Here is a 23,713-nt window from a genome sequence, read left to right as displayed (position 1 = left end):
GCTTGTCTCACATAACATCCGCATAGTGAGACATCCGCGCTCACGAACTTAGGCAACCCTTGCTTCGCTAGCGCGCGGGTCCGTACCGTCGCGCACAGTGCCCGGCGCACCGCGGGGCACTCGCACGACGACCCCTCAGGGGAGGACTCCACCATGACGGAGACGACCACGCAGACCCAGTCCGCAGATTCCCAGCCCGTGCCCGCATCCGGGGAGGCGAGCTCGGCCGCGGAGGCGACCACGGCCTCGGGCGCGGTTCCCCAGCCCACCGCCGGGGTCCAGCCCACCACCGGGGTCCAGCGCACCACAGCGACCCGCGAGCGGCAGATCTCGACCTCCGTCCTCGTCGTGGGGACGGGCGGGTCAGGTCTGCGGGCGGCGATCGAGCTGCGCGAGCAGGGGGTGGACGTCCTCGCGGTCGGCAAGCGGCCTCGGGACGACGCGCACACGACACTGGCCGCCGGCGGCATCAACGCCGCACTGGCGACGCTGGACCCGGAGGACACGTGGCAGCAGCACGCCGCGGACACCCTCCAGGAGAGCTACGGGCTGGCCGACCCCCGCACCGTCGAGATCGTGACGGCCGGCGCGGCCCGCGGCATCGAGGACCTCGACCGGTACGGCATGCAGTTCGCCCGGGAGGAGGACGGCCGCATCTCCCAGCGCTTCTTCGGCGCGCACACGTGGCGCCGCACAGCCTTCGCCGGCGACTACACGGGCCTCGAGATCCAGCGGACCCTGGTCCGGCGCGCGGAGCAGGTGGACGTCCCGATCCTCGAGCACGTCTACATCACGAAGGTGCTGACGAACGAGGACGGCGAGGTGTTCGGCGCCTACGGCTTCCACGAGCACACCGGCGAGCAGTACCTCATCTACGCGGATGCCGTCATCCTGGCGTGCGGCGGCCACAACCGGATCTGGCGGCGGACCTCCTCGCGCCGCAACGAGAACACGGGCGATTCCTTCCGCCTCGCGTACGAGGCCGGCGGCCGGATCCGCGACGCGGAGCTCGTCCAGTTCCACCCCTCCGGCATCCTCGAGCCGGAGGCGGACGCGGGCACGCTCGTCTCCGAGGCCGCCCGCGGCGAGGGCGGCATCCTCCGCAACGCGAAGGGCGAGCGCTACATGGAGCGCTACGACCCGGAGCGCATGGAGCTGTCGACCCGCGACCGCGTCGCCCTGGCCTCGTACACGGAGATCATGGAGGGCCGCGGCACCGCGAACGGCGGCGTGTGGCTGGACGTCTCGCACCTGCCGCGGGAGCAGATCATGGAGCGCCTCCCCCGCGTCTACCAGACGCTCATGGAGCTGCAGATGCTCGACATCACGCGCGAGCCCATCGAGATCGCACCCACCGCCCACTACTCGATGGGCGGGGTGTGGGTCCGGCCCGAGGACCACAGCACGGACGTGCCGGGCCTCTTCGCGATCGGCGAGGCCGCCTCCGGCCTGCACGGCGCCAACCGGCTGGGCGGCAACTCGCTCATCGAGCTGCTGGTCTTCGGCCGGATCACGGGCGAGGCGTCCGCCGCCCACTGCCGCGCACGCGTCGTGCAGAAGCGGTCGCCCGAGGCCGTGGCCACCGCCCGCACGGAGGTCGCGGACCTGCTGGCCGCGGACGGCACGGAGAACATCCGCGCCCTCCAGCGCGCCGTCCGCGACACGATGACGGAGCACTGCGGCGTCGTCCGCGACGAGGAGGGGCTGCGGGCCGGGCTCGCGCAACTCGACGCGCTCGAGGTCCGCGCCGCGAACATCGGCGTGCACCCGGACCAGGCCGGCTACCAGGACCTGGCGCACGCGTTCGACCTGAAGTCGTCGCTGCTGGCCGCCCGCGCCACCCTCGAGTGCGCGCTGGAGCGCCGCGAGACCCGCGGCTGCCACAACCGCTCGGACTTCCCGGAGCAGGACCCGCAGATGCGCGTGAACCTCGTGTGGGCCGGGCCCGGCCGCGTCGAGCACGAGTCCATTCCCGAGGCCCCGGCTGAGATCACGGCCCTCATGCGGGACGTGTCCCAGGAGGGCAAGCTCGTGGAGTGAGAGTGGTGTGCGGGCGGCTGCGCCGGGTGGCCGTGGCCGTGGCCGGGCGGCCGTGGACACCGGCAGCGCCCCACCAGCTCACCCGATGCGTCCGGGCTCGGACCCACGCCACCTACCGGTCCGGGGAGCAGTCCCCCGGAACCCCGGGGCCGCAGGGCCTCGGGGTTCTGGGGCCTTGGGGTTCTGGGGACCGCACCCGGCCCGCATCCGGTCCACACCCGGTTCGCGTCAGGCCTCCGCGGCCCCGCGGACGATGAGGTCCCGGCAGATCTCCATGTGACCCAGATGCTGGGCGCACTCATGGAGGATGTGTTGGAGGATCCACGCGACGGACACCTCCGCCGCGTCCGTGCGGCTGGTGCCGGGCGCATGCGGGTCCCGCACCTCGCCCGAGGCCGCGATCGCCACCCAGCCCGGCAGGCGGGTGCGCAGGTCGGCCAGCAGGGCTGCGGCCTCGGCGACGGTTCCGGTCGCACGGAACTCCGCGGCGCGGTCGCGAGGGTTGCGCTCGCCGGCGATGACCGAGCCGCCCCAGTAGCAGGCCATCCCGTGCACGTGAGTGACCAGGGCGAACACGGTGTTGACGGTGCCGGGGACCGGGGTCCGGTTGATCGACGCGTCGTCCAGGGTGGCGAGGACGGACGCGATGCCGTCGAAGACCTCCTGGGCGACGTCCAGGTAGGCGCGGGTGTCGATCACGGCGGGGCTCGCGGCGTCTGTCATGGGTTCAGAGTCGCACAGGCCGGGGTCGCAGGAGCCGCGTCAGCCGAAGAAGTCGTCCGTCGTCGCGTTGGGGTGCTGGGCCAGCGGCGTCACGCGGATCTGCATGTACGGGAACATGGGGAAGCCCGCGAAGACGTCGTGGAGCTGGTCGTTGGACTCGACGTCGTAGATCGAGTGGTTCGCGTACTCGCCCACGATCCGCCAGATCCCCTTCATGATCCCGCGGCGCTGCAGGTCGCCGGAGTACTCCTTCTCGCGGGCCTGGATGTCCGCGCGGGTCTGGGCGTCCATGTCAGCGGGGAACGTCACGTCCATGCGTGCGAGGAACAGCATCGTCGACTCCTTCTGTCAGGGGTGGGGGTGTGAGGGGATGTCTCTGCGGGTGGTGTGTTCGGGGACGGTCACGGTGGGGCAATGGCGGTGTCCTGGTGGGGTCGCGCTCAGATCGAGACGTCGAAGACCATCCGCACCAGCGTGTAGAGCACGACCATGATGAGGACGAGTGCCACGATACTGAGCCACACACCCGCGCGCACCATCTGCTTGAGCGTCGCCTCGCCGGATCCGACGGCGACGGCGTTCGACGGGCACCTTCCCGGGGTGGGAGCGCCGCCCGGGCGGCGCTCCCATGCGGTCCGGACCGGCTGCCCGGGGTGGCTTGGACGGGTCTCGAGGAGGTGCCGGTTCCCCTGACGGGAGTCCGGGCTGTCATGTGCATGGATGCATATGACAGCCCGCACTCGTGATTCACCGCAGCGATTCACCGTCGGGCCGCAGCCTCGCAGTCGACACTCCCGTGGACCTCTCGGCCTTCGTCCGTGCTGACGAGCTTCCGCGACGCCGCAGCTGTCCCACGCACGATCCGCAGCTCATCAGGCCGACGCCCAGCTCGTGCACCTGGGCCACGACTGTCCTGCCGTGTCAGCCCGGCCCGCGCAGCCGCCGCGCTCCCGCCCTGGCCCTGCGGCCTCACGTGCACAGCCCTGTGACCACAAGTGCGCACCCCCTCAACAGGACAAATACGACCATGTTGGTTCAATCGACACCGAAACATACACATTCGCGACGCCCTCTGGTTTTCGCTCACTCGTTCGAATAGACTGTTCTAACACACTATCGAACATGACGGTTCGACGATGACGTAGGACAGTACGAGCGTTTCGACCCACGCAGTGCACACGGATGTGCAGGAGGTGAGCACGATGTCCACAGACCCCCACTCTGACTCCGCAGCGGGAGCCCGCCCGGACCGTGACGCAGATCAGACCGCCGGCTCGCAGCAGAGTGCGGAGCCCTCGCCTGACGTCCACACGATCGACCCCCAGTTCCGCAGCCCGTACACGGATCAGGACCATGAGGCCCTCATCGCACGTGCGCCGCACTACGCGCAGATGCTCCAGGACATCGACGCCGCGGTCGCCGCTTCGTCCGGGTACAGGTCCCTGGGCGCCCGCGAAGCCCTGGCGGGGCTGAAGGCTCTCGAGCAGGCGCGCCGCCGGATCGAGCTCCTCTCCTCCGATCTGCTCGCGCACTACCACCGCATCGGCGACAGCGCCGCCCACGGGTACCGCTCGATCAACCACCTCCTCGAGGGTGAACTCCGCATCCCCAACCATGAGGCTCGCCGTCGCACGCAGCTCAGCGACGACCTCACCGACCGCACATCCACCACCGGTGAGCCCCTGGGCCCCAAGCGCCCGGTGATCGCGCAGCACTTCCAGGCGGGCCACCTCTCTGCGGACGAGGCCCGCACCCTCTGCAAGGCAGTCGACGACCTGCCGCCGTCCATCCACGCGAAGCACGCGGATCAGATCGAGGAGACCCTCGTTGATCTCGCGCCCTCGGTCCGCATCAAGGACATCCCCAAGCTCAGTCAGCGCATCATCGAACACATCGACCCGGACGGGAAGCTGCCCCAGTACGAGACGAACCCGATGGCGTACACCGTGACGCTCACCCAGAAGCCCAACGGTGACTGGAGGCTGTCCGGCCTGCTCGACTCCCCCACCGGCGCCGTCTTCGACTCCCTCCTCAACGGCCGGATGGACGACGCGGACATCCCCGTCACGATCAAGCCCCACAAGAACGGTCGGGGTGCGGCTGCCCACAAGGCTGCGGCCGACTCCACGGCTGACGGTGCCACCGCTGGCAAGCACGCACCTGACGCGACCACTGCTGCAGCAGCCACCGCTGGCGAGCCCGCCACAGACAAGCCTGCCGCTGACGAACCCACAGCCGACGCCACCACTGCTGCCGCCACCTCGAACGAGCCCGCCACCAGCGGTGACCCCGCTGTTGGCGAGGCCACTGCCGCCGGCACCCCCCACGCCCATCGACCGTTCCCCGATGACTTCTACGAGTACTTCACGGAGTTCTCCGACGAGGAGGCCGCCCCACGCATTCCCCAGGTTCCGCTCGAAGTCGACTGGGTCGAATGGGACCTCATGGTCAATGCGGACGCCACCGTCAACGTCAACGGCGAGCCCGGGACGTTCCTCGAGGACCAGCCACACATGTACCTGGATGAAACCGGCTGGCCCGCTCGTCTCAGCGAGGCGGCGACCGCAGCCATGGTGGAGCTCCTCGCCACCGCCCGCGGGTGCCCTACCGGGACCGCCCGCCGCGTGGTCCGCGAGAAGATCCTGTGCCGCAGGCCCGCAGGCACCTCGCACGACAGCACCGATCCGTCTGCTGACAGCGGGTCGCTGCCCGAACACGACGATGCCACACACGAGGCGCACGAAGTGTCGTCGCCCCTCAGCCCCGGCGTGTTCGAGGACGGCACGCGCAATCCGGAGGTGCTGCCCACCAATCCGCCTCCGCCCGGGGTGGCACGCCACAGCCGCCTGGGGTTCCTCCTCCGCTGCGTCACACGTCAGCGGGTCCTCCACGGCGCCGACCACACCCTGGTCGTCAGCGCGACACCGGAGGATCTCGTCCACCCCCGCCGCAGCCTCACCACGCAGACTGGCGGTCCCATCAGCCTCGCGAACCTCGAGGGGTGGTCCAGCGCCGCGCTGACCTTCGCGCACATCACCGAAGGTCGCGGACGCACCCTCGAGATCCGGTCGCTCGGTCGTTTCGCCACGCGCACGCAGATCGCCGTGCTGACTGCCCGCGATCAGGGCTGCACGTTCCCCGACTGCGATGCCCCGCCCCACTGGTGCGAAGCGCACCACATCGTGCCCCACGCGCTCGGCGGTCCCACGACCACCGACAACCTCACCCTCGTGTGCCCCTTCCACCACCGGTGGTTCGAGGACACCGGATGGACCGTCCACTTCCGCAACGGGCTCCCCGCGTGGCGGCCACCCCGCGGAATCGACCCACAACGGCGGTTCCTGTTCCATTCGCGCTTCCGCGTCGCACTCCTCAACCTCCCGCAGACACTCCCCCTGACGGAATGAGCCGACGCGCAGCGAGCTTCGGTCCGCCCGGCCACGACCGCGCTCTCACGATCGACCACTCACGTCCGATGACGCGCGTCCGATGCCACACCCACCAGACCATCCACCCATCTGCCGATCCACCCCCGGACGCACCGCCGTTCGAGTCACCCACCCATGTCGCAGAGGAGCGATCATGTCCACGCACACCCACACCACCCACACCCACTCCACGCATGCGTCCTGGACGACGGACAGCACCGGCTCGCAGGGAGACGGAGGGTTCCCCGCCCCGCCCGCCCCGCTGGCAGCGCTGCTGTCGCAGTCGCTCATCCCTCAGCAGAAGTTCAAGGTGCCGAAGGAAACATGGTTGCGCAGGCTCGGCGACATCCCCGAAGCCGCCGACGCCCTCGAGACCCTCCCCGGCTGGATCAATCGCGATGACGCGGTGGAGGCCGTCCGGACGCAGTGGCCGGACTCCGTCACCGCCGCATTCGTCAGCGCGATGGTGTGGGCGTACGGACCCAGGGCCGGCTATGCCCCGTACCGCGTGCTCCGTGTACTCACTGCGTCCAAGGCACCTGCCGGCAAGATCCTGAATGGACGCGTGGTGTCCGCACTGGAGCGCTCCGTCGAGACGGCTCTGACAGACGGTGCCGTCGAAGGCTTCAGCTATCTCAACGACTGCACGCACAAGGTGCGGAGTCATCAGCGGGAGCACGCGGACATGCTCGTCGGCGTCGACTGCGGACGCATCTACGGATTGGGACCCTCGTTCTTCACGAAGTGGCTCCATGTCGCCACCCTCGCGTTCCATCCAGACGACCGGGCGTTGCCGCGGAAGACGACACGGCGTCCGACCGCGTTCGCCCCGACACACCCGCCTGCTCCCCAGTGGGACAACCAGGCGGTGGCCTGGCTGGGAGACGTCGCGCGGACGGTCGATCAGACCATCTTCGACCAGATGAAGCGCCCGGACCTCACGGGTACCGACGCCGACTCACCGCACGGGTTCTGGTCTGGCGGAGAGGCCGCCCATCGATCGCAGTCTTCCTCTGCATTCCGCGACAGCACAGGGTGGTCGCCCACGACCCCTGAGGGGGATCTCCTGCGGCTGCGCGTCGCGCGGACCGACCACTACGCGCGGTACGTCGACCTGCTGACTCAGTGGGGCGAACCCCACGGCGTGAACGCCTCACAGGTCGCCGACCGCATCTATCGACTCATCCGGAAGGATGGCGAGTCCCGATCACGTGTCGCCTGAAGCGTTGCACGGGACGGGGCCCACAGGGGACGGAGAGCCCTCCGGAATCTGTGGGGCACCTGATGCCTTCAGGGCCTCAGGACTCTGGAGGCCTCAGGACTCGGCGGTCCGCAAGACTCGGGGGGCCTCGGGACTCGGAGGTCCGCAAGACTCGGGGGGGCCTCAGGACTCTGGAGGCCTCAGGACTCAGGGGGCCTCGGGACTCGGAGGTCCGCAAGACTCGGGGGTCCGCAGAAGTCTGAGTGGCCTGTCTCGCGTGAGGGGCTCGAAGAGCCTGAACGACCAGTCGAGCCCGTGGGGCACGGTGGGTCCGCGAGACGACCGGTCCTTCATCCGTCAGTGGGTCGCGCCGGCCTCCAGCAGTGCGTCGCGGATTCCCACGATCCCAGCGCAGACCTCGGCGAACCCGGTGGACAGCGGCGATGCGCCCAGCCGCAACCCACCGGGGCGCCGGAAGTCGGGGATGATCCCGCGCTTCCACAGCAGCGGCAGGGCTGCTTCGGACCGCTCGTGGTGGACGGTCACATGCCCGCCTCGGTCAGCCGCGCTCCGGGGTGAACCCAGTTCCGCCCCCGCCGGTTCCAGCAGTTCGTCGTACAGGTCGACGATGAAGTCCGTGAGGCCCTCGGACTTGCGGCGGATCGCCTCCATCCCCACGTCCTCGATCAGATCGAGCATCGACTGCAGCGGCACCATCGCCAGCACAGAGGGGGTCCCACTCACGAATCTGCGGATGCCCGCATGGGGTTCGAACCGGTCCGCCATGCGGAACACCTCGGCCGCCCCCATCCATCCGGGGATCGGCTGCGACGCGGACGGGATGTGCCGCGCCGCCACGTACCCGAACGCTGGCGCACCAGGGCCACCGTTCAGGTACTTGTATGTGCAGCCGGCGGCGAAGTCCACGTTCCACTCGTCCATGCGGAGGGGCAGCGCACCGACCGAGTGGCACAGATCCCACACGACCAGTGCCCCCACCGCGTGGGCGACGCGGGTGATCTCCGGAAGGTCCGCGATTCCAGCGGTCCGGTAGTCGACATGGCTGAGGAGCACCAAGGCGGTCCGGTCGGAGACCGCCTCGTCGACCTGGCGCCCCAGGATTCCAGGCACTCCGCTCTGCGGATCCGTGGTCGGCTCCAGCCAGCGCACGTCCAGGCCGCGCGCGTCGGCGATGCTCTGGATCAGGAACCGGTCGGTGGGGAAGTTGCCGGTGTCCGCGACGATCTCGCGGCGGTCCGGGCGCGCGTCCAACGCGGAGTGGATCAGCTTGTAGAGGACGACCGTCGTCGACTCGCCCACGAACGTCTGGCCGGGAGCCGCACCCAGCACAGCGTTCCCCAGTCGGTCGCCCACGGTCAGCGGCGCCTCGAACCAGCCCTCGTCCCACCCGCGGATGAGGCGACCGCCCCACTCCTCACCTGCGAAGGCGCGCAGGCGATCGGGAGTCGCGCGCGTGGGACGGCCCAGCGAGTTCCCGTCCAAATAGGCGGTCACGTCGCCCATCGGTGCGAAGGCTTCCCGCAGAGAACCCAACGGGTCCGCGGCATCAAGCGCGCGAGCGCGCTCCAGGAGATCAGCGACGCCGCGGTCCGCCACAGCCGCTCCCCCGTGCACGGGGGAATCAGTCCGAACCGCCGCAGCGGCTCCTCCGCGCTCGGGGGAATCAGTCCGAACCGCCGCAGTCCCTGTCGTCTCGCCAGTTCCTCTCGACTCCGCCGTTCCTGTCGCTTCGTCAGGACCAGCTATCGTATCGGGCCCTACCGACCTCGCATTCGCTACCGTCCTGCCAGGTCGCGCCGGCTCCGCGACCTCAGTCGTCGCGTCGCTGTCCCATCCCATCGTGCCCACGGTGCCACGCTAATGCACGACCGCCTGCTGCACGCTCGCCCACTGCCCGGTCCCGCCGCCTGTCGCACGGGATTCCCCGTCGAAAGCACTGGGCTGTGTCCGTCCGGAGTGCTTCACTGGACGTATCGTCGGCAACCGTCGGCGGACCTCATGAACGGAGCACACCATGCCCGCTGCACTCCACCCCTACCTCCGGTTCCCCGGCAACGCCCGCGAGGCGTTCGAGTTCTACGGCGCGGCGTTGGGCGTTCAGCCGCAGTTCGCGACGTTCGGCGATTTCGGCGCCGTCCCCGCGGACCACCCCGCCGCAGCGGCGATCATGCACGGATCGCTGGAGGTCACCGACCTCATCCGCCTCTACGTCTCGGACGACATCGAGGGCATGTCCCCCACACCGCTGGCGGTGGGGAACAACGTCACGCTCGCGATCATGGGCGACGACGAAGCAGTCATCCGCGGTGCGTTCGAGAGACTCTCGGACGGCGGCGACGTTCAGATCCCGCTGGGTCCCCAGCCGTGGGGTGACACCTATGGCGCCTTCACGGACAAGTTCGGGATCAACTGGCAGATGAACATCTCCGCCGCGTCCTGACGGAGTCCCGTCAGCTCCCCACGGGAGGGCCCGCACAGCACCCAGCTCCCCGCATCCTGCACCCGACACCCCGCGGCGGTAGAACCCGCAGCCTCAGCCCGCAGCGGCAGGGATTCCCACCCCCCGCAGCTGCTCCAGGGTCCGTGTGGTGAACAGCCAGTCGCGGACCTCGGGGGTGGGGGCGATCGCGTCGCGCTCGCGCACATCGTCCGCACCCACGTGGTAGTAGCGGTACCCGAACGGGCGCAGCAGCTCCTCGAGCCTCGAACCGTCCGCGTCGGGGAGCACCTCGCAGAGCATGTCGGGACGATGCTCCGCCAGGAACGACTGACCGTGTGCGAACACGTCGGCTTCGCCGCCCTCCACGTCGATCTTCATGACGACGGGGCCCGTCACCTCGTCCGTGAACGTGTCGAGTGCCAGGAAGCCCACATCCTCCCCGTCGTCGAACTCCATGTCGGACGACAGGAACGACGGCAGTGCTGAACCGCTGTCCACGGACGGCATCCGCGCCGTCATCGTCGGGTCACCCACGCCGGCCTGGTGGACGGCGGTGCGACCCGCGAAGCCGTTGCGCACCAGGTTCGCGCGCAGCATCCGGACGACGGGCGGCACCATGTCGAAGGCGTGCGCCTCCAGCTCATCGTGCGTCGCCAGAGTCGCGAGAGTGAAGATCCCGGTGTAGGCGCCCACATCCAGGAATGTGCGCGCGTCCGCGCACAGCTTCACCACCAGATCGATCGCGAACGCGTCCGCCGGGTCCGGACGCTGGCCCTCACCCCAGTAGAGCTCTTTCGCCACCTCGCAGCGATCCGGCCGCAGCATGAGGAACTCACCGTCCGCCACGGTCGCCCTCACCTCGAGGAGCTCGCGCGGCGCAGGGAGTCTGCCCACGCTCACATTCGGCAACCGCGGCGCAACGACCCGCATGAGCGGATGGACGAGCGGATGGCTCAGCGTCGTCTTCACGTGCCGCTTGGCACCGAACCAGCTCTGCCGACGGGCTCTCTTCAGCTGCGCCGACCGATCGCGAACGGGGTCTCCGGTGTCTGCGGATTCGCTGCCTGCCGTGCTGCTCATCATCGAATGCTTTCGTCGGATGCCCGGTATGCCTCCAACCTACGTCGGATCACACTCCCAGCGCCTCCCAGGTCCGCAACGTGAACCTCCGACGAGGATCGCCACACCTCCACCCGACGTCCACGAAACCCGCCGTGGTGGATCCCGCATGCGCTGCATGCAGCTCCGAACCACGGTCTCAGCCGGACCCGCCGCGGCGACTCCCCGCATGCGCTGCATGCTGGCGATCCGTCCTCGCACCCTGCACGACGACGGACCTCTGCGACACGACGCAACGACGGGTCACTGCTCCTGAGTTGTCGCCCATTCTGCGACACGACGAGCGCTCTCCTCCTCCGAGAAGTCCTCCACCCGCGTCATGATCGTCCAGCGCACGCCGAACGGGTCACGGATGCTCGCGAACCGATCACCGGAGACGAAGTCGGCCAGCGGCTCGCGGATCGTCGCCCCGGCGGCCTCGGCGGCGGCCACGACCTCGTCGGCGTCGCTGACGTAGAGGCCCATCGAGTAGCAGTCGTCGTCTCCTTCCGGCGGAGCGACGAGGTGGAAGTCCGGCATGGGCTCGCCCAGCTGGAGCAGGCCGCGACCCAGGTCCAGGACCGCGTGGACGACGACGCCGCCCATCTCCGTCACATCGACGATGCGGGCGCCGAACACGTCCCGGTAGAAGGTCACCGCCTCCCCCGCATTCGGGACGGCGAGGAACGGGGTCAGGCTGGTCGCGCCCTTCGGGGTGCCGTTGTCGGTGTAGGTGCCGTGTGCTGCGCTGCGTGGTGTGTCCATGTCCTCGAGACTACGGAGGCCCGCGCACTGCGGACTTGTAGATTCGCGCCAGACCGTGGATTACGCTCCGGAATGTGGACGGACCGCCCCAGCAGAGCAGCGACGGGGTCCTGTACCCGGCACGGCTGCCGACCTTCCACCGGATCTCGGTGACGGGTGGCTTCACCGCGTTCGTCCGCTGGTTCTGGTTCGCGCGGTGGGACGTCGCGCCGGGCCGCACATCGCGGCAGCATCTCATCGGCTACCCGACCAGCAACCTGGTCGTCTCCGACGACCGCACCGAGTTCTCCGGACCAGCGACCCGAGCGTCGCACCGCGATCTCACCGGTACGGGGTGGGCGGTGGGCGCACTGCTGCAGCCGGCCTCGATCCCCACCGTCCTCCGCCACGTGATGGCAGGCCGCTCCGGCAATCCGCAGGACACTGCCGCCGCGTCACAGGTCGGCGCCACCGGAACGTTGGAAGAGACGACCCCCACCGACGCGCAGGACGTCACTCCCCGCATCGCCGCGCTGCGGGACACCGTGCTGCTGGTCGCCCTCCCCGACCTCGAGGCCGCGGTCCATGCCGCGATGGCGTCACCGCGACCTCCCGCAGACACCTGCGCCGAGGCCGCCCGCGCCTTCACCGCATGGCTCACCGCCCTGCTGGGCGAGCCGACAGAGGAGGGGCTCCTGGCCAACCGGATGGTCGACGCCGCCGAGACCCAGCGCCACCTCGACTCCGTCACGGACCTCGCCGCCCACCTGCATGTCTCGCAACGGACACTGCAACGACTCACCGCGACGCACGTGGGTCTGTCGCCCGGGATGCTGATCCGCAGGCGGCGTCTGCACGACGGCGCTCGGCGCCTGCGCGAGGAGCCCGGACTCACCCTCACGGATCTCGCGCACGAGCTGGGGTATTCCGATCACGCGCACCTGACCCACGATTGGCGCACCGTCCTGGGCATCACGCCCACCGGCTACCGTCGCAGCGCGCAGTCCACAGACACCACCGACCCCGCCCGTTAAGGTGTGCGCTGTGTCCTCCACTCCTGCCGCACGCCCGTTGACCGCCCCGTCCACCACGTCGCTGGACCGGGCGTTCTCGCTCATCACCACCACTCGGGACTTCCCGTCGCCCGGGATCCTCTTCCGCGACGTGACCCCTCTGCTGACCGACCCCGATGCGTACGCGAGTGCGCTCGCCGCCGCCGCGCTCCCGTTCTGCGACAGCGCCGGCCTGCCTCAGTTCGACCTGGTCGCAGGCATCGAGGCGCGCGGGTTCATCGTGTCGGCCGGCATCGCAGCCCTCACGGGCACCGGCACCCTCCCCATCCGGAAGGCGGGGAAGCTGCCGACTCCGCAGGTGCACGTCACCTACGGACTGGAGTACGCGGAGGCCGCGATCGAGGCCTCTGGCGACCTCACCGGCCGCCGGGTGCTCCTCGTCGACGACGTGCTGGCGACCGGGGGAACCCTCGAGGCCGCGCACTCGGTGGTCGAACAGCTGGGCGGGACGGTCATCGGATCGTCCGTGCTCCTCGAGCTCACAGAACTGGCAGGACGGGACCGCGTCCCGTCCTGCCATTCCGTCTTCTCTCTCTGACTGACTCTCTGGCTTTCACAGACTGACCGACTCTCCGCGTCAGGGGTGGACGAGTCCGGAGAATGCGCGGCGTTCAGCCCGCAGGCGCTCGGCCTCGACCTGACGGTCGACCTGATGCTGGCGGATCGCGCGGGCACGAGCCTCGACCTGACGCGCGTAGGCGGTGTCAGCCCGCGGCGCGTCTGAGGAACGAGCCGCTGCGGTCGCCTCCGACGGTGAGGCCGTCGTGGAGTGCACCGTCGTGGACTGTGCGGTGGAATGCTCCGTCTTCGACAGTTCGGCGGAGTGAGCCGTCGTCGGCGGTTCTATCGAGTGCGCCGCAGTGGACGGTTCCACGGTGTGCCCCTCCGCTGCCGGGGGCGCTGCCGCGCGCTCCAGCATCGAGGCTGACCTGTCGGCGTCGCGCGATCGCGCAACTGCAGAGCCGCGCGCCCAGCGGACCAGCGTGAGACCCAGCACCAGGGCGATGCGACGGGGCAGGGGATAGGGACGGGAATACGGCATGAGTGATCCTCACGGTTCACGCCAGGGCACGACGACGTGCCCTGACAGTCACAACAGGAAAGTGATTCGAGCACGCGAAATGAGAGCTCGATGAATGGTCACGGATGCAATTCGGGCAACACGCACAAATGCACGGCGGTCATATTCTTCTCAACCGCAGAAAGCGTTTCTCGCATGCATTTCAATCCCGTATGCATTTCGGACGGGTGCAGCCGCCGGCTTCCGAAGCAGGGGTCCCCGTCAGACTCAGCGCGTCAGAGCGCTCGCATCAGAGAGAACGGGTCAGAGCCAGCGCGTCAGAATCCGAAGGCGACGCCGGATCGCAGTGACCTCGAGCGAGGAGCCCGGGGACCCGTGTCCACGGCCCCGGCGACCCTGAGCAGACAAGGTCTCAGCAGGCGCATTCTCAGCGAGCGCAGCCTCAGCGGAGAAGGCTTCAGCCAGCGAACGGGCCACGGCGTCGGCGCGGACTGCCGAGGAGCACCCCGACCGCAGTCGAGCCTCGAGACTTCGAGCCCTGAGCCGCACCCGCGCGCGCTGCGCCGGCATGGGCCACGCACGCACCTCCGAGGGAGAGCGCACCTTCGACTGCGACGGCAGTCATCGTCGTCGTATCGATCATCATGTCGCCCTCCTCCCGGTCAGGTCAGCCCGTCTCCGCTTCGCGCGGATCGGACTGGAATCATGTGTCGTGATCCAGTGAGAATCACCACCACAAAAACTACACGTCATGACACGGGGGCACAAGGGATTCAGGGAATGAATCCGAGAAATTCTCGCGACCATTCTTCTCGGCCGGATTCAGGCAACCGACCATCGTCACCCCGCATTCTTGAGAGTGGGGACCACGAGCACCGGCGACACGCTGCGATTCAGCACCGCCTGACTCACCGATCCCAGGAGCAGCCCCGCGAAGCCCCCGTGTCCCCGCGTCCCCAGCGCCACGAGCGACGCGGTCCGACTGGCCTCCGACAGCACTCCCGCAGGCGAGCCGTCGAAGAACTGCCAGTGCACGCTCAAATCCGGATGCGCCGCGCGCACCCGCTGGGCCACCTGCGCCAGATGATCCGTGTACCGCTTCCGCACCGAGGGGATCTGGGCGTTGTACTCGACCGGGTTCGGATACCAGGCATCCGCGTTGAGCGGCGCCGCGGCGACGAGCGTGAGCGGTCGGCCGAACAGTTCCGCGATCTGCGCCGCGACCTCCACGATCCGCTCCGCGTCGTCCGTCAGGTCGACTCCCACGACGACCTCCTGACGGAAGTTCATCGTCTCGTCGACGTTCCGGAATCCGGGTCCGCGCGGCTTGGGCGGGGTGGACTCGGTCAGCAGCTGGGTGGGCTCGACCTCGGCGTCGTCGCCACCCGGCTGCTCCTGCGGGGGAGCGAACAGTTTCGTGGGGTCCGGCGTCTCCCACTTCTCCGGGATGATGAGCGTCGGACAGTGGGAGTGCGCGGCGAGCGCAGCCGACACGCTGCCCAGGAAGCGACCGGCGAACCGGTTCCGTCCTCGCTTCCCCACGACCACCAGTCCCGCCTCCGCGGTCTCGCGCACCAGGGCGTCGGCAGCGTGTTCAGCGACCGCGGCGGTCGAGACATCGACCCCTTCAGACTCCGCCGCCTCCGCCAGTGCGTCCAGCGGGACGCGGGCGTGCTCCTCCAGCACCTCCTCGTAGTTCTGGGCGACGACGGGGCCGCTCTCGTACCCCAGGGACGGGACGATGTACCCGCCCACCAGGCGCATGCTCCACCCGCGCCTCTTCGCCACGGCCAGCGCGATGTCGAACGCGCGTGCGCAGTTCTCCGACCCGTCGACACCCACCAGCACCTGATCTCTGACTGTGGTTCCCGTTGTGTCTTCCATGTCCGGATTTTACTCCTCGAACCTGCGAGATTCGAGGGTTATGGCGCGGGTGCAGCGCCCTGGGGGCGGGTGCTGCAGACCGACGACCTGCCCCAGCAGGAGGCGAAGGGCTCCCACCGGGCCTGCTGACGCCCGGGGTGATCGGAGGGCCCCACGAGCAGCCGACCTCAGCGGGAAGCGACGGACTCCCGGAAGGCCGCGACGGCCTCGGCGTCGGTGGTCGCGGCTTCGGCGGCCAGCAGAGCGTCGACGGTCGCGACGAAGGCGGCGACCTCCTCTGCGGTCCGGTCCGGCGACCAGCCCAGGACGGGCGCCACCAGCCCAGCCACGATCGGGGCCGCGGCGATCCCTCGGTCCGGCGTCTCGAACTCCAGGCGCAGGCGGCGGTGGAGGATGTCCTCGAGGTGGAGGGCGCCTTCGGCACGGGCGGCGTAGACGGCCTCGGCGGCGATGCAGTGGGGTGCGCCGTCCAGCGGGGCGGCGAGCGCGGGGGCCGCCTCGATGAGGGTGAGCAGATCCGCGAACCGGCCGCCGTAGCGGCCCAGCAGCCGGTCGAGGCGGGCCTCGTCCCAGCCGTGGCCGCGCAGGGTGCGGTTGGCCAGCAGCAGGGAGCGGCGGGCGGCGGTGAGCTGGGCACCGTCGGCACCCAGCAGCGGCAGGTCCTCCGTCCGCGAGCGTGACTTGGGGAACCGCCCGCGCACCGCGAAGTCGACCGCGTCCGCCGCCATGACGCGGTAGGTCGTGAGCTTGCCGCCGGCGATCGCGCTGAGGCCGGGAGCCAGTTCCATGACAGCGTGCTCGCGGGACACCCGCGTGCTGTCGTCCGCACCGTCGACGGGCTGGAGCAGCGGCCGCAGCCCGGCGAACGCGCCCACCACGTCGCTCCGGGTGAGGGTGGTCTCGAGGACCTCGTTCGCCTGGTCGAGGACCCGACCGATGTCCGAGGAGGTCACGAGCGGTGAGTCCACGTCCTCCGTCCACGGCGTGTCCGTCGTCCCGATGAGCCACAGGTCGCCCCACGGGATGATGAAGAGCACGGACGCCTCCGTCCGCGTGATGACCCCGACACCCGCCGGCGCATCGATCCGGTCCCGCGGCACCGTCACGTGGATGCCCTTCGAGGCGAGCACGTCGAGGCCGGAAGGGGTGCCGGCCGCTTCCTGCTGCCGCCCGGTCCACACCCCGGTCGCCAGGATCGTCGCGCGTGCGTGGATCGCGAACGACTCACCGGTCTCCTCATCGCGCACCCGCACGCCGGTGATGCGGGGGTCGCCGAGGGCGGGCTGGTCGCCGGGGGTGCCGGGGCCGGGCTGGTCCGCACCATCCGTGTGGCCGGGCTGGTCCCGGTGGTCCCGGTGGTCTGCGTGGCCCGGCTCGTCCGCACCGTCCCGCAAGTAGTCCGTGACCCGCACCCGGGACACCGCCGAGGCCCCCAGGCCCACCGCTGACCGCACCAGTGTGAGGACCAGCCGGGCGTCGTCCACCTGCGCGTCGAAGTACTCGATCCCGCCGTGGGGTGCGTGGAGGCCCGGGAAGCGCTCCTTCACCTCCCCGGGCCCCAGGTGACGGTGGACGGGCACCGCCCGTCGCTGCCCCACCCGCGCGGACATGACGTCGTAGAGCGTGACCCCCGATCCCACGTACGCGCGATCCGCCAGCGGACTGGAGAAGGGCAGCACGAACGACACCGGGTGCACGAGGTGCGGTGCCAGGCGGGTGAGGAGGAGGTCGCGTTCGCGCAGGGCCTCGGCGACGAGGGGGAAGTCGAGCATCTCGAGGTACCGCAGTCCGCCGTGCACCAGCTTCGAGGATCGGGACGAGGTGCCCTGCGCCCAGTCGCCCGCCTCGATCAGGCCGGTGCTGAGACCGCGAGCGGCTGCGTCCAGCGCGATGCCCGCGCCCGTCACTCCACCACCCACGACGAGGACGTCCAGCGGCGTCGCCGCCGAAGAGCGCGCGAGCACTCTGAGCGTCGCGGATCGAGTGGTCGGATTCAGCGGGGCAGGGCGCACGGTGGACCTCGAATCGTCGCGGAGGAATGGTCCCCAGCCTAACGGGGAGAACGGACGCGGACCGGGACGAGGAGCACAGGGCCGGGGCCCGTGGAGTGGACCGGGGCGGGTCTCCGGAACACAGACCCCGGACCGTCAGGCGACCATGAACGAGCATGTTCCCTGCGCTGCTCAGCGACGACACGACACGCCAGTGAAACCACGCGGAAACCGGACAGACGCACCACCGGGCCGTACTGTGAGCATGCCGTCGCAGTCCGGGCCACGCCCGGTGGCACACGCAGCCGGCCGCGCGGCACCACGACCACCTGCACGACGCACCGGGAGGCACCCGATGACCCACCCTCCGCATCACGGCACTCCCGGTGATCCCCCCGCACCCGACACGTCCACGGGCGCCTCCGCCCCCAGGGACTCCGTCGCCCCCGACACCTCCAGGAGCACATTCGTCCCCCGGGACTCCCTCGCACCCGTCGCCCCCGCATCCCCCGAGGTGCACCTCGCTCAGCAGTCCCACCCCACGGAGGTCGACCTCGCGGGTACGCCGGGCACGGGCCACCCCGTCACGGACTACGACGTCCTCGACGACCCGGAGCCCCGCGTCGAACGGCCCGGCCTCGACGGCCGCACCGTCGATCGGTCCGGCCGGCTGCCTGCGGCCTCGTGGAAGTTCGTCCTCCGCACCGCGTTCGCGGGGTTCTTCCGCGATCAGTGCATCGATCTGGCGGCCGGCCTGTCGTTCCGCATGCTGCTGTCGCTGGCACCGGCCCTCGTCTCCCTCGTGTCGATCCTCAGCCTCGCGGGGCAGAGCGGGACGATCGTCAACGACGTCATGGACGAACTGGAGCGCATCGTTCCGTCCCAGACCTGGTCGACCATCCGGCCGCTCCTCGACTCTGTCCTCGACACCCCGTCGCCCGGGCTGGGCCTGTTCGTGGGTCTCGCAGTCGCCCTGTGGTCCTCGTCCGGCTACGTGAAGTCGTTCGGTCGCGCGATGAACCGGGTCGTGGGCGTCGAGGAGGGCCGCGGTCCCGTCGTCTTCAACCTCGTCATGTACGTGCTGACCCTGGGGATGCTGATCCTGGGCGCCCTCGCGCTGCTGGTGTTCGTGCTGTCCGGCCCGCTGGCCTCGGCGATCGGCGGGGTGCTGGGGATGAGTGATGTGACCCTGGCCGTCTGGAACGTGGCCCGCTGGTTCCTGCTGGCCGGGATCGTCGTCCTCTGCGTGGCGGTCCTCTACCACGCGACGCCCAACCTCAAGCAGCCCCGCTTCCGCTGGCTCAGCATCGGCGCGCTCATCGCGATCGTCGTCTCGATCCTCGCGACGTTCGGCTTCACCTTCTACGTCTCGCAGTTCGGCGCCTACAACGCGACGTACGGTGCACTCACCGGCGTCATCATCTTCCTCGTCTGGGTGTTCATCGTGAACGGCATCCTGCTCTTCGGCGCCGAGCTCGACTGCGAGATCGAGCGCGCCCGCGAGCTCCGCGCCGGCCTCCCCGCCGAGGTCGCCCTCCAGCTCCCCGTCCGCTCCACCAAGCGCACGCAGAGGCAGGCCCGCCAGGCGGAGGAGGAGATCCGCCGCGCCGTCAACCTCCGGGCCACCGCCGGCACCAGCCAGAAGGACCCGGGCGACGCCGCGCGGAAGGACGAGCAGAGGAGCACGGGCACCCAGCCCCAGCACTGAGGACCATCCCCCGCGCTGAACGCCCGCCTCACTCCCCCAGGTGCACCGCCACGTTGTCGAGGAGTCGGGGCTCACCCACACGGGCCGCGACGAGGAGGCGCCCCTCCTGCCCGGGCTGGGCCTCGCCCAAGTCCGGGCCGGTGACGACCAGGTAGTCGGCGGTGATGCCGCGCGACTGCAGGACGCGGGCAGCGGCGGCGACCACGGCCTCGGCGCCGGCGGAGCCCGCCTCCGCACCCGCGTGCAGGGCCTCGGAGATGCCGGCGGCCAGCGACCGCTCGTCCTCCGTGAGATAGGCGTTGCGGGAGCTCATCGCCAGGCCGTCCGTCTCGCGGACCGTGGGCCCGCCCAGGACCTCGACGCCCAGGCACAGCTCCTGGGCCATGAGGCGGATGAGGGTGAGCTGCTGGTAGTCCTTCTCCCCGAAGATCGCGATGTCCGGCTTCACCAGGCCGAACAGCTTCGCGACGACCGTGAGCACACCCTGGAACATCGTGGGGCGCATCTCGCCCTCGAGGATCCGGCCCAGCGGGCCCGGGTCGACCCGCACGGTCCCGTCCAGTCCGGCCGGGTACATGACGTCGACGGTGGGGGCGAAGACCACGTCCACCCCGACCTCGGCGCAGAGGGCGACGTCCCGCTCGAAGGTGCGGGGGTAGGTGTCGAAGTCCTCGCCGGGCGCGAACTGGGTGGGGTTGACGAAGATCGAGGTCACGACGGTGTCCGCCAGCGGGCGCACGTGCCGCATGAGCGACAGGTGCCCGTCGTGCAGCGCCCCCATCGTGGGGACGAGCGCGACGGTGCCGGTGGTCGCCGCGCGCAGCTCCTCGCGGGTCCGGACGATGAGGGGTCGCGTCACCGGCGCGGTCACCTCACTCACCGCGCGTGGGGACCACGAGCACCGGCGCGACCGTGCGGCTCAGCACCGACTGGCTCACCGAGCCCAGCAGCAGTCCGCTGAACCCACCGTGCCCGCGGGTGCCCAGGACGACGAGGGCGGCGGTGCGGGAGGCCTCGGACAGCACGCCGGCCGCGGATCCGTCGAACAGCCTCCACGCCACGTCCAGTTCCGGATGCGCCTCCCGCACCGTGTCGACGGCCCACTCGAGGTGCTCCTGCCGGTAGTCGTGCAGGGACTGCATCTCGATCGCGCCCTGACCCGGATTGGGGAAGCGGGTGCCCACCGTGACGGGGTTCGCGGCGACGAGCGTGAGCGCGCGCCCGGTCAGACGGGCGATGTCCGCGGCATACGCGATGACCGGGCCCGCCGAGTCTCCCAGGTCCACCGCCGCGACCACGTCGCCGTCGAAGTTGAGGGCCTCGGGCACGTTGGAGTAGCTGCGGCGCGCGTCTGCGGCAGCGGGGGCAGGTGCGCTGCTGGCAGGTGCGTTGGCGGCTGACGTGCTGGTGGCTGACGTGCCCACGCCGGGGTTGGCGCTGGCGACCGGCTGGTCGCCGGTTGCACCGTCGGTCCCCTGGCCGTTCGCCGCACCGTTCGCACCCACCCCGCCCGAGGCCGACACCAGTCGCGCCGTCTCCGTCGCCGCCGCCTCGCCGCCGGGCAGGTCCTGGCGGGGCGCGAAGAGGGTCTCCGTCCCGTCCTCGTCCCAGCGGGCGGGGATCACGAGCGTGGGGCAGTGGGAGTGGGCGGCCAGCGCGTTCGACACGCTGCCCAGGAAGCGGCCGGCGAAGCGGTTGCGGCCCCGCTTGCCCACCACGGCCAGGCGGGCGTGGGCAGATTCGCGGATGAGGACCTCGGCGGCGTGTCCCTCGATGACGTCTGAGCTCACGGACACGCCGGCACCGTCCGCCTTCGCGATGAGGTCGTCCAGCGTCTGCTGCGCGTCGTCCCGCATCGCGGTGCGGAAGATGTCCTGGGCGCGGTCGCCGGCCTCGGCGTCGCGGATGGGGACTTCGAAGGCGGCCACCAGCCGCAGTCCGCAGCCATGGCGCTGCGCGAGGGACAGTGCGATGTCGAAGGCCCGCGCGCAGTGCTCCGATTCGTCGACGCCCACCAGGATGGGCGCCTGCTGATCGTCCTGGTGAGACTCCTGCTGCGCTGCCGCGTCACGTGTCGTATCGGTCATGGCCCCACGGTACCGGGGAGACCTGGATCACTGTGAGGAGTGGACAAAGTGCGGACAGCGGGATCTTGGCGGGCGCCGGAGGCGGGGCTTGGTTCGAGCATCCGTCTCAACCTCCGCCTGAACCTCCGCCATCGATTCTCGCGAAGTACAGGAGTGCTTTGTCGTACAACGCGAGAGAAGTGCCTGGAAGATGTGGGCAGTCGGGACCGCGAAACTTCTCTCGCGAAATGCGGGAAAGCTTTCCCGCAGAACGCGAGAGAAGGGCCAAGTAGGTGCAGGGAGTGGGTAGCAGCGCCGGCTCCGCTCACGCACCCCGCCCCAGCCCCCGCGCTCCCTTGAAATTGACGCCGGATTCACATATATCTGGCTGTGGCCTGGATCACCCGCCAGACACCCCGACGCTCGACGAGGAGCCTCACCGATGACGGACACCGCAGCAAGCACCCGCGACGACTCGGGCAAGCCCCGTCACGACATGAGTGATGTCCACCCCGCCCCGCCGCACTCCCCGCTCACGCAGTCCTGGGAGCAGGCCGCGGACGAGCTCGCCGCCCGCCGCACCCTCTGGCCCGCCGAGGTCCCCCACGAACCCGCCGCCCTCGCCGCCGGCCCCGGCATCGCGGAGACCCTGCGCCACTGGGCCGCCACCCGGCCGGACGCCATCGCGGTCTCCTACTACGGCTGGGAGGCGAGCTGGTCAGAGATGGAGCGCCGGGCCTCGGCGACGGCCGGCTGGCTGGCGGCCCGCGGGGTGCGGACCGGCGACCGCGTGGGCGTCTACCTGGGCAACTGCCCGCAGTTCGTCGACGCGTTCCTGGCCATCGCGTGGCTGGGCGCCGTCTACGTGCCGATCAACCCGATGTACCGGGCGGAGGAGCTGCGGCACCAGCTGGCGGACTCCGGCGCGGTGCACCTCATCGCCCAGACCGGCCTGCGCGACATCGTCGACGCCGCCCTCCCCCAGCTCGATACCAGCGTGCAGGTCACCTGGACGGACCCCGCCGCTGTCTTCCTGGAGCCGGGCGCGCCCGCCCCCACCAGTGGCCTGCCGATGCCGGTTCCCACCGCCGCCGAGGCCGGGGACTGGTCCGCGGTCCTCGCCACCGGCCCAGCCCCCGCCGTCCCGGTCGACCCCGACCGACTGGCCGCACTCAACTACACCGGCGGCACGACGGGCCGGCCCAAGGGGTGCGAGCACACGATCGGGCACATGGCCTACACCGCAGCCTCCGCGCTGGCCGGGATGGGGACCGCGGCGGTCGAGGACGACGCCGCACCGGATGTCTCCCTGGGCTTCCTGCCCATGTTCTGGATCGCGGGGCAGAACCTGTGCCTGCTGCTGCCGCTCTACTCCGGCGGCGAGGTCGCGATCCTGAACCGCTGGCACCCGCGCGTCGCCCTCGAGACGATCGCGCAGCGCCGCGTCACCCGCCTCGTGGCGCCGGCGGACGGGTACGTCGAGCTCCTGGACCTCATCGAGTCCGGCGAGGTGCCGGATCCGGACCTCTCGTCGCTCGCGCAGTGCCAGGCCGTCTCCTTCGTCCGGAAGCTCGACACGCAGCTGCGGCAGCAGTGGCACGAGCTCACGGGCGTGACGCTGCGGGAGTCGTCGTTCGGGATGACGGAGACCCACACCTCCGACACGTTCACGCTGGGCCTGCAGGAGAATGACCGCGACCTGGCCGCCGAGCCCGTCTACTGCGGCTTCCCCGTCCCCGGCACCCGGATCGTCATCGTCGACGTCGACCTGAACCCGGTGCCGGTGGGTCAGGAGGGCGAGATCCTCGTCCAGTCGCCGTCGGTCATGACCGGGTACTGGCAGAACGAGCGCGCGACGGCGGAGTCACTCATCGACGGGTGGCTGCGGACGGGCGACACGGGTCGCTTCGACGAGGTCGGCGCGCTCACGTACCTGGCCAGGACCAAGGAGATGATCAAGGTCAACGGCATGAGCGTCTTCCCGTCCGACGTCGAAGCGCTGCTGCGCGCCCACCCGGACGTGGGCACTGTGGCCGTCGCACCCCGCGAAGACGCGGCGAAGGGCCAGGTACCGGTCGCCTTCATCATCCCCTCCCCCGGCAGCACTCCGGACACGGACGCGCTCACCGCATGGGCGAAGGAGAACATGGCCGTCTTCAAGGTCCCCGAGTTCGTCTTCGTCGACGCCATGCCCATGACGGCGACCGGCAAGATCCGCAAGACGGAACTCATCGCTCAGCACCTCACGCCCACCTCTCTCCCAGGAGCCTGATCA

At 70.2% G+C, this 23,713-nt stretch carries 19 protein-coding genes; 9 read left to right on the top strand and 10 right to left on the bottom strand.

Features of this window, described 5'->3' with window-relative positions; genetic code table 11:
- The first annotated feature begins 153 nt into the window (after positions 1–153).
- Positions 154–2,040, top strand: coding sequence for an L-aspartate oxidase (locus HGBR_RS12260; protein ID WP_019159639.1), 1,887 nt, complete (start codon positions 154–156; stop codon positions 2,038–2,040).
- A gap of 228 nt (positions 2,041–2,268) precedes the next feature.
- Here the strand turns inward: HGBR_RS12260 and HGBR_RS12255 are convergent, their stop codons facing one another.
- From HGBR_RS12255 to HGBR_RS20565, 3 genes are all read right to left on the bottom strand, one after another.
- Positions 2,269–2,763, bottom strand: coding sequence for a mycothiol transferase (locus tag HGBR_RS12255; RefSeq protein WP_019159638.1), 495 nt, complete (start codon positions 2,761–2,763; stop codon positions 2,269–2,271).
- A 39-nt stretch (positions 2,764–2,802) separates the two neighbouring features.
- Positions 2,803–3,096, bottom strand: a complete 294-nt coding sequence (gene catC / locus HGBR_RS12250) for a muconolactone Delta-isomerase (RefSeq protein WP_019159637.1) — start codon at positions 3,094–3,096, stop codon at positions 2,803–2,805.
- 107 nt (positions 3,097–3,203) lie between these two features.
- Positions 3,204–3,503: a hypothetical protein gene (locus HGBR_RS20565; protein ID WP_083882875.1), complete on the bottom strand. Its 300-nt coding sequence runs from the start codon at positions 3,501–3,503 to the stop codon at positions 3,204–3,206.
- Between the two features lie 462 nt (positions 3,504–3,965).
- On the opposite strand from HGBR_RS20565, the gene HGBR_RS12240 reads away from it, so the two are divergent.
- Together HGBR_RS12240 and HGBR_RS12235 are read left to right on the top strand one after the other, a co-directional pair.
- On the top strand, positions 3,966–6,170 hold the full coding sequence (locus HGBR_RS12240) for an HNH endonuclease signature motif containing protein (RefSeq protein WP_245533341.1): 2,205 nt from the start codon (positions 3,966–3,968) through the stop codon (positions 6,168–6,170).
- Positions 6,171–6,345: 175 nt separating this feature from the next.
- A complete protein-coding gene (locus tag HGBR_RS12235) occupies positions 6,346–7,413 on the top strand; it encodes an 8-oxoguanine DNA glycosylase OGG fold protein (protein ID WP_019159634.1) in 1,068 nt (355 codons plus the stop codon).
- A gap of 336 nt (positions 7,414–7,749) precedes the next feature.
- Here the strand turns inward: HGBR_RS12235 and HGBR_RS12230 are convergent, their stop codons facing one another.
- Entirely contained in the window at positions 7,750–9,009 is a 1,260-nt protein-coding gene (locus HGBR_RS12230) for a kynureninase (protein WP_019159633.1), read from the bottom strand.
- 418 nt (positions 9,010–9,427) lie between these two features.
- On the opposite strand from HGBR_RS12230, the gene HGBR_RS12225 reads away from it, so the two are divergent.
- Positions 9,428–9,853 carry a VOC family protein gene (locus tag HGBR_RS12225; protein ID WP_019159632.1) on the top strand — a complete coding sequence of 142 codons (426 nt, stop codon included), beginning with the start codon at positions 9,428–9,430 and terminating at the stop codon, positions 9,851–9,853.
- 93 nt (positions 9,854–9,946) lie between these two features.
- Here HGBR_RS12225 and HGBR_RS12220 read toward each other — a convergent pair whose 3' ends face one another.
- Positions 9,947–10,747, bottom strand: coding sequence for an FkbM family methyltransferase (locus tag HGBR_RS12220; RefSeq protein ID WP_245533340.1), 801 nt, complete (start codon positions 10,745–10,747; stop codon positions 9,947–9,949).
- 468 nt (positions 10,748–11,215) lie between these two features.
- The gene (locus tag HGBR_RS12215) at positions 11,216–11,716 is read right to left on the bottom strand and encodes a VOC family protein (RefSeq protein ID WP_019159630.1); all 501 of its coding nucleotides are present in this window, start codon (positions 11,714–11,716) and stop codon (positions 11,216–11,218) included.
- 74 nt (positions 11,717–11,790) lie between these two features.
- Between HGBR_RS12215 and HGBR_RS12210 the strand changes: the two genes are divergently transcribed.
- Genes HGBR_RS12210 through HGBR_RS19955 form a run of 3 tightly spaced genes read left to right on the top strand, consistent with a single transcriptional unit; the run spans position 11,791 to position 13,492 of the window.
- Positions 11,791–12,729, top strand: coding sequence for an AraC family transcriptional regulator (locus tag HGBR_RS12210; RefSeq protein ID WP_019159629.1), 939 nt, complete (start codon positions 11,791–11,793; stop codon positions 12,727–12,729).
- Between the two features lie 10 nt (positions 12,730–12,739).
- Complete coding sequence (locus tag HGBR_RS12205) at positions 12,740–13,306, top strand: adenine phosphoribosyltransferase (protein ID WP_245533339.1); 567 nt, start codon at positions 12,740–12,742, stop codon at positions 13,304–13,306.
- Positions 13,307–13,351: 45 nt separating this feature from the next.
- A complete protein-coding gene (locus HGBR_RS19955) occupies positions 13,352–13,492 on the top strand; it encodes a hypothetical protein (RefSeq protein WP_154653271.1) in 141 nt (46 codons plus the stop codon).
- Positions 13,493–14,629: 1,137 nt separating this feature from the next.
- Here the strand turns inward: HGBR_RS19955 and HGBR_RS12195 are convergent.
- Both HGBR_RS12195 and HGBR_RS17810 read right to left on the bottom strand, forming a co-directional pair.
- Positions 14,630–15,673: a universal stress protein gene (locus HGBR_RS12195; protein ID WP_083882873.1), complete on the bottom strand. Its 1,044-nt coding sequence runs from the start codon at positions 15,671–15,673 to the stop codon at positions 14,630–14,632.
- A gap of 167 nt (positions 15,674–15,840) precedes the next feature.
- Positions 15,841–17,637, bottom strand: a complete 1,797-nt coding sequence (locus tag HGBR_RS17810; protein ID WP_019159625.1) for a glycerol-3-phosphate dehydrogenase/oxidase — start codon at positions 17,635–17,637, stop codon at positions 15,841–15,843.
- A gap of 382 nt (positions 17,638–18,019) precedes the next feature.
- Here HGBR_RS17810 and HGBR_RS17805 point away from each other — a divergent pair, with 382 nt between their 5' ends.
- On the top strand, positions 18,020–19,372 hold the full coding sequence (locus tag HGBR_RS17805; RefSeq protein WP_019159624.1) for a YihY/virulence factor BrkB family protein: 1,353 nt from the start codon (positions 18,020–18,022) through the stop codon (positions 19,370–19,372).
- Between the two features lie 28 nt (positions 19,373–19,400).
- On the opposite strand, the gene panC is transcribed toward HGBR_RS17805, so the two are convergent.
- Together panC and HGBR_RS19010 are read right to left on the bottom strand one after the other, a co-directional pair.
- The gene (panC, locus tag HGBR_RS12180; RefSeq protein ID WP_019159623.1) at positions 19,401–20,231 is read right to left on the bottom strand and encodes a pantoate--beta-alanine ligase; all 831 of its coding nucleotides are present in this window, start codon (positions 20,229–20,231) and stop codon (positions 19,401–19,403) included.
- A gap of 13 nt (positions 20,232–20,244) precedes the next feature.
- Complete coding sequence (locus HGBR_RS19010) at positions 20,245–21,459, bottom strand: universal stress protein (RefSeq protein WP_019159622.1); 1,215 nt, start codon at positions 21,457–21,459, stop codon at positions 20,245–20,247.
- A gap of 421 nt (positions 21,460–21,880) precedes the next feature.
- On the opposite strand from HGBR_RS19010, the gene HGBR_RS12170 reads away from it, so the two are divergent.
- Positions 21,881–23,710 carry an AMP-binding protein gene (locus HGBR_RS12170; protein WP_019159621.1) on the top strand — a complete coding sequence of 610 codons (1,830 nt, stop codon included), beginning with the start codon at positions 21,881–21,883 and terminating at the stop codon, positions 23,708–23,710.
- Positions 23,711–23,713: the final 3 nt, after the last annotated feature.

This window comes from Brevibacterium senegalense (assembly GCF_000285835.1).
Taxonomy (GTDB): domain Bacteria; phylum Actinomycetota; class Actinomycetes; order Actinomycetales; family Brevibacteriaceae; genus Brevibacterium; species Brevibacterium senegalense.
Note: the sequence above shows the minus strand (reverse complement) of the source record. Positions and strands in the feature narration are given on the sequence as shown.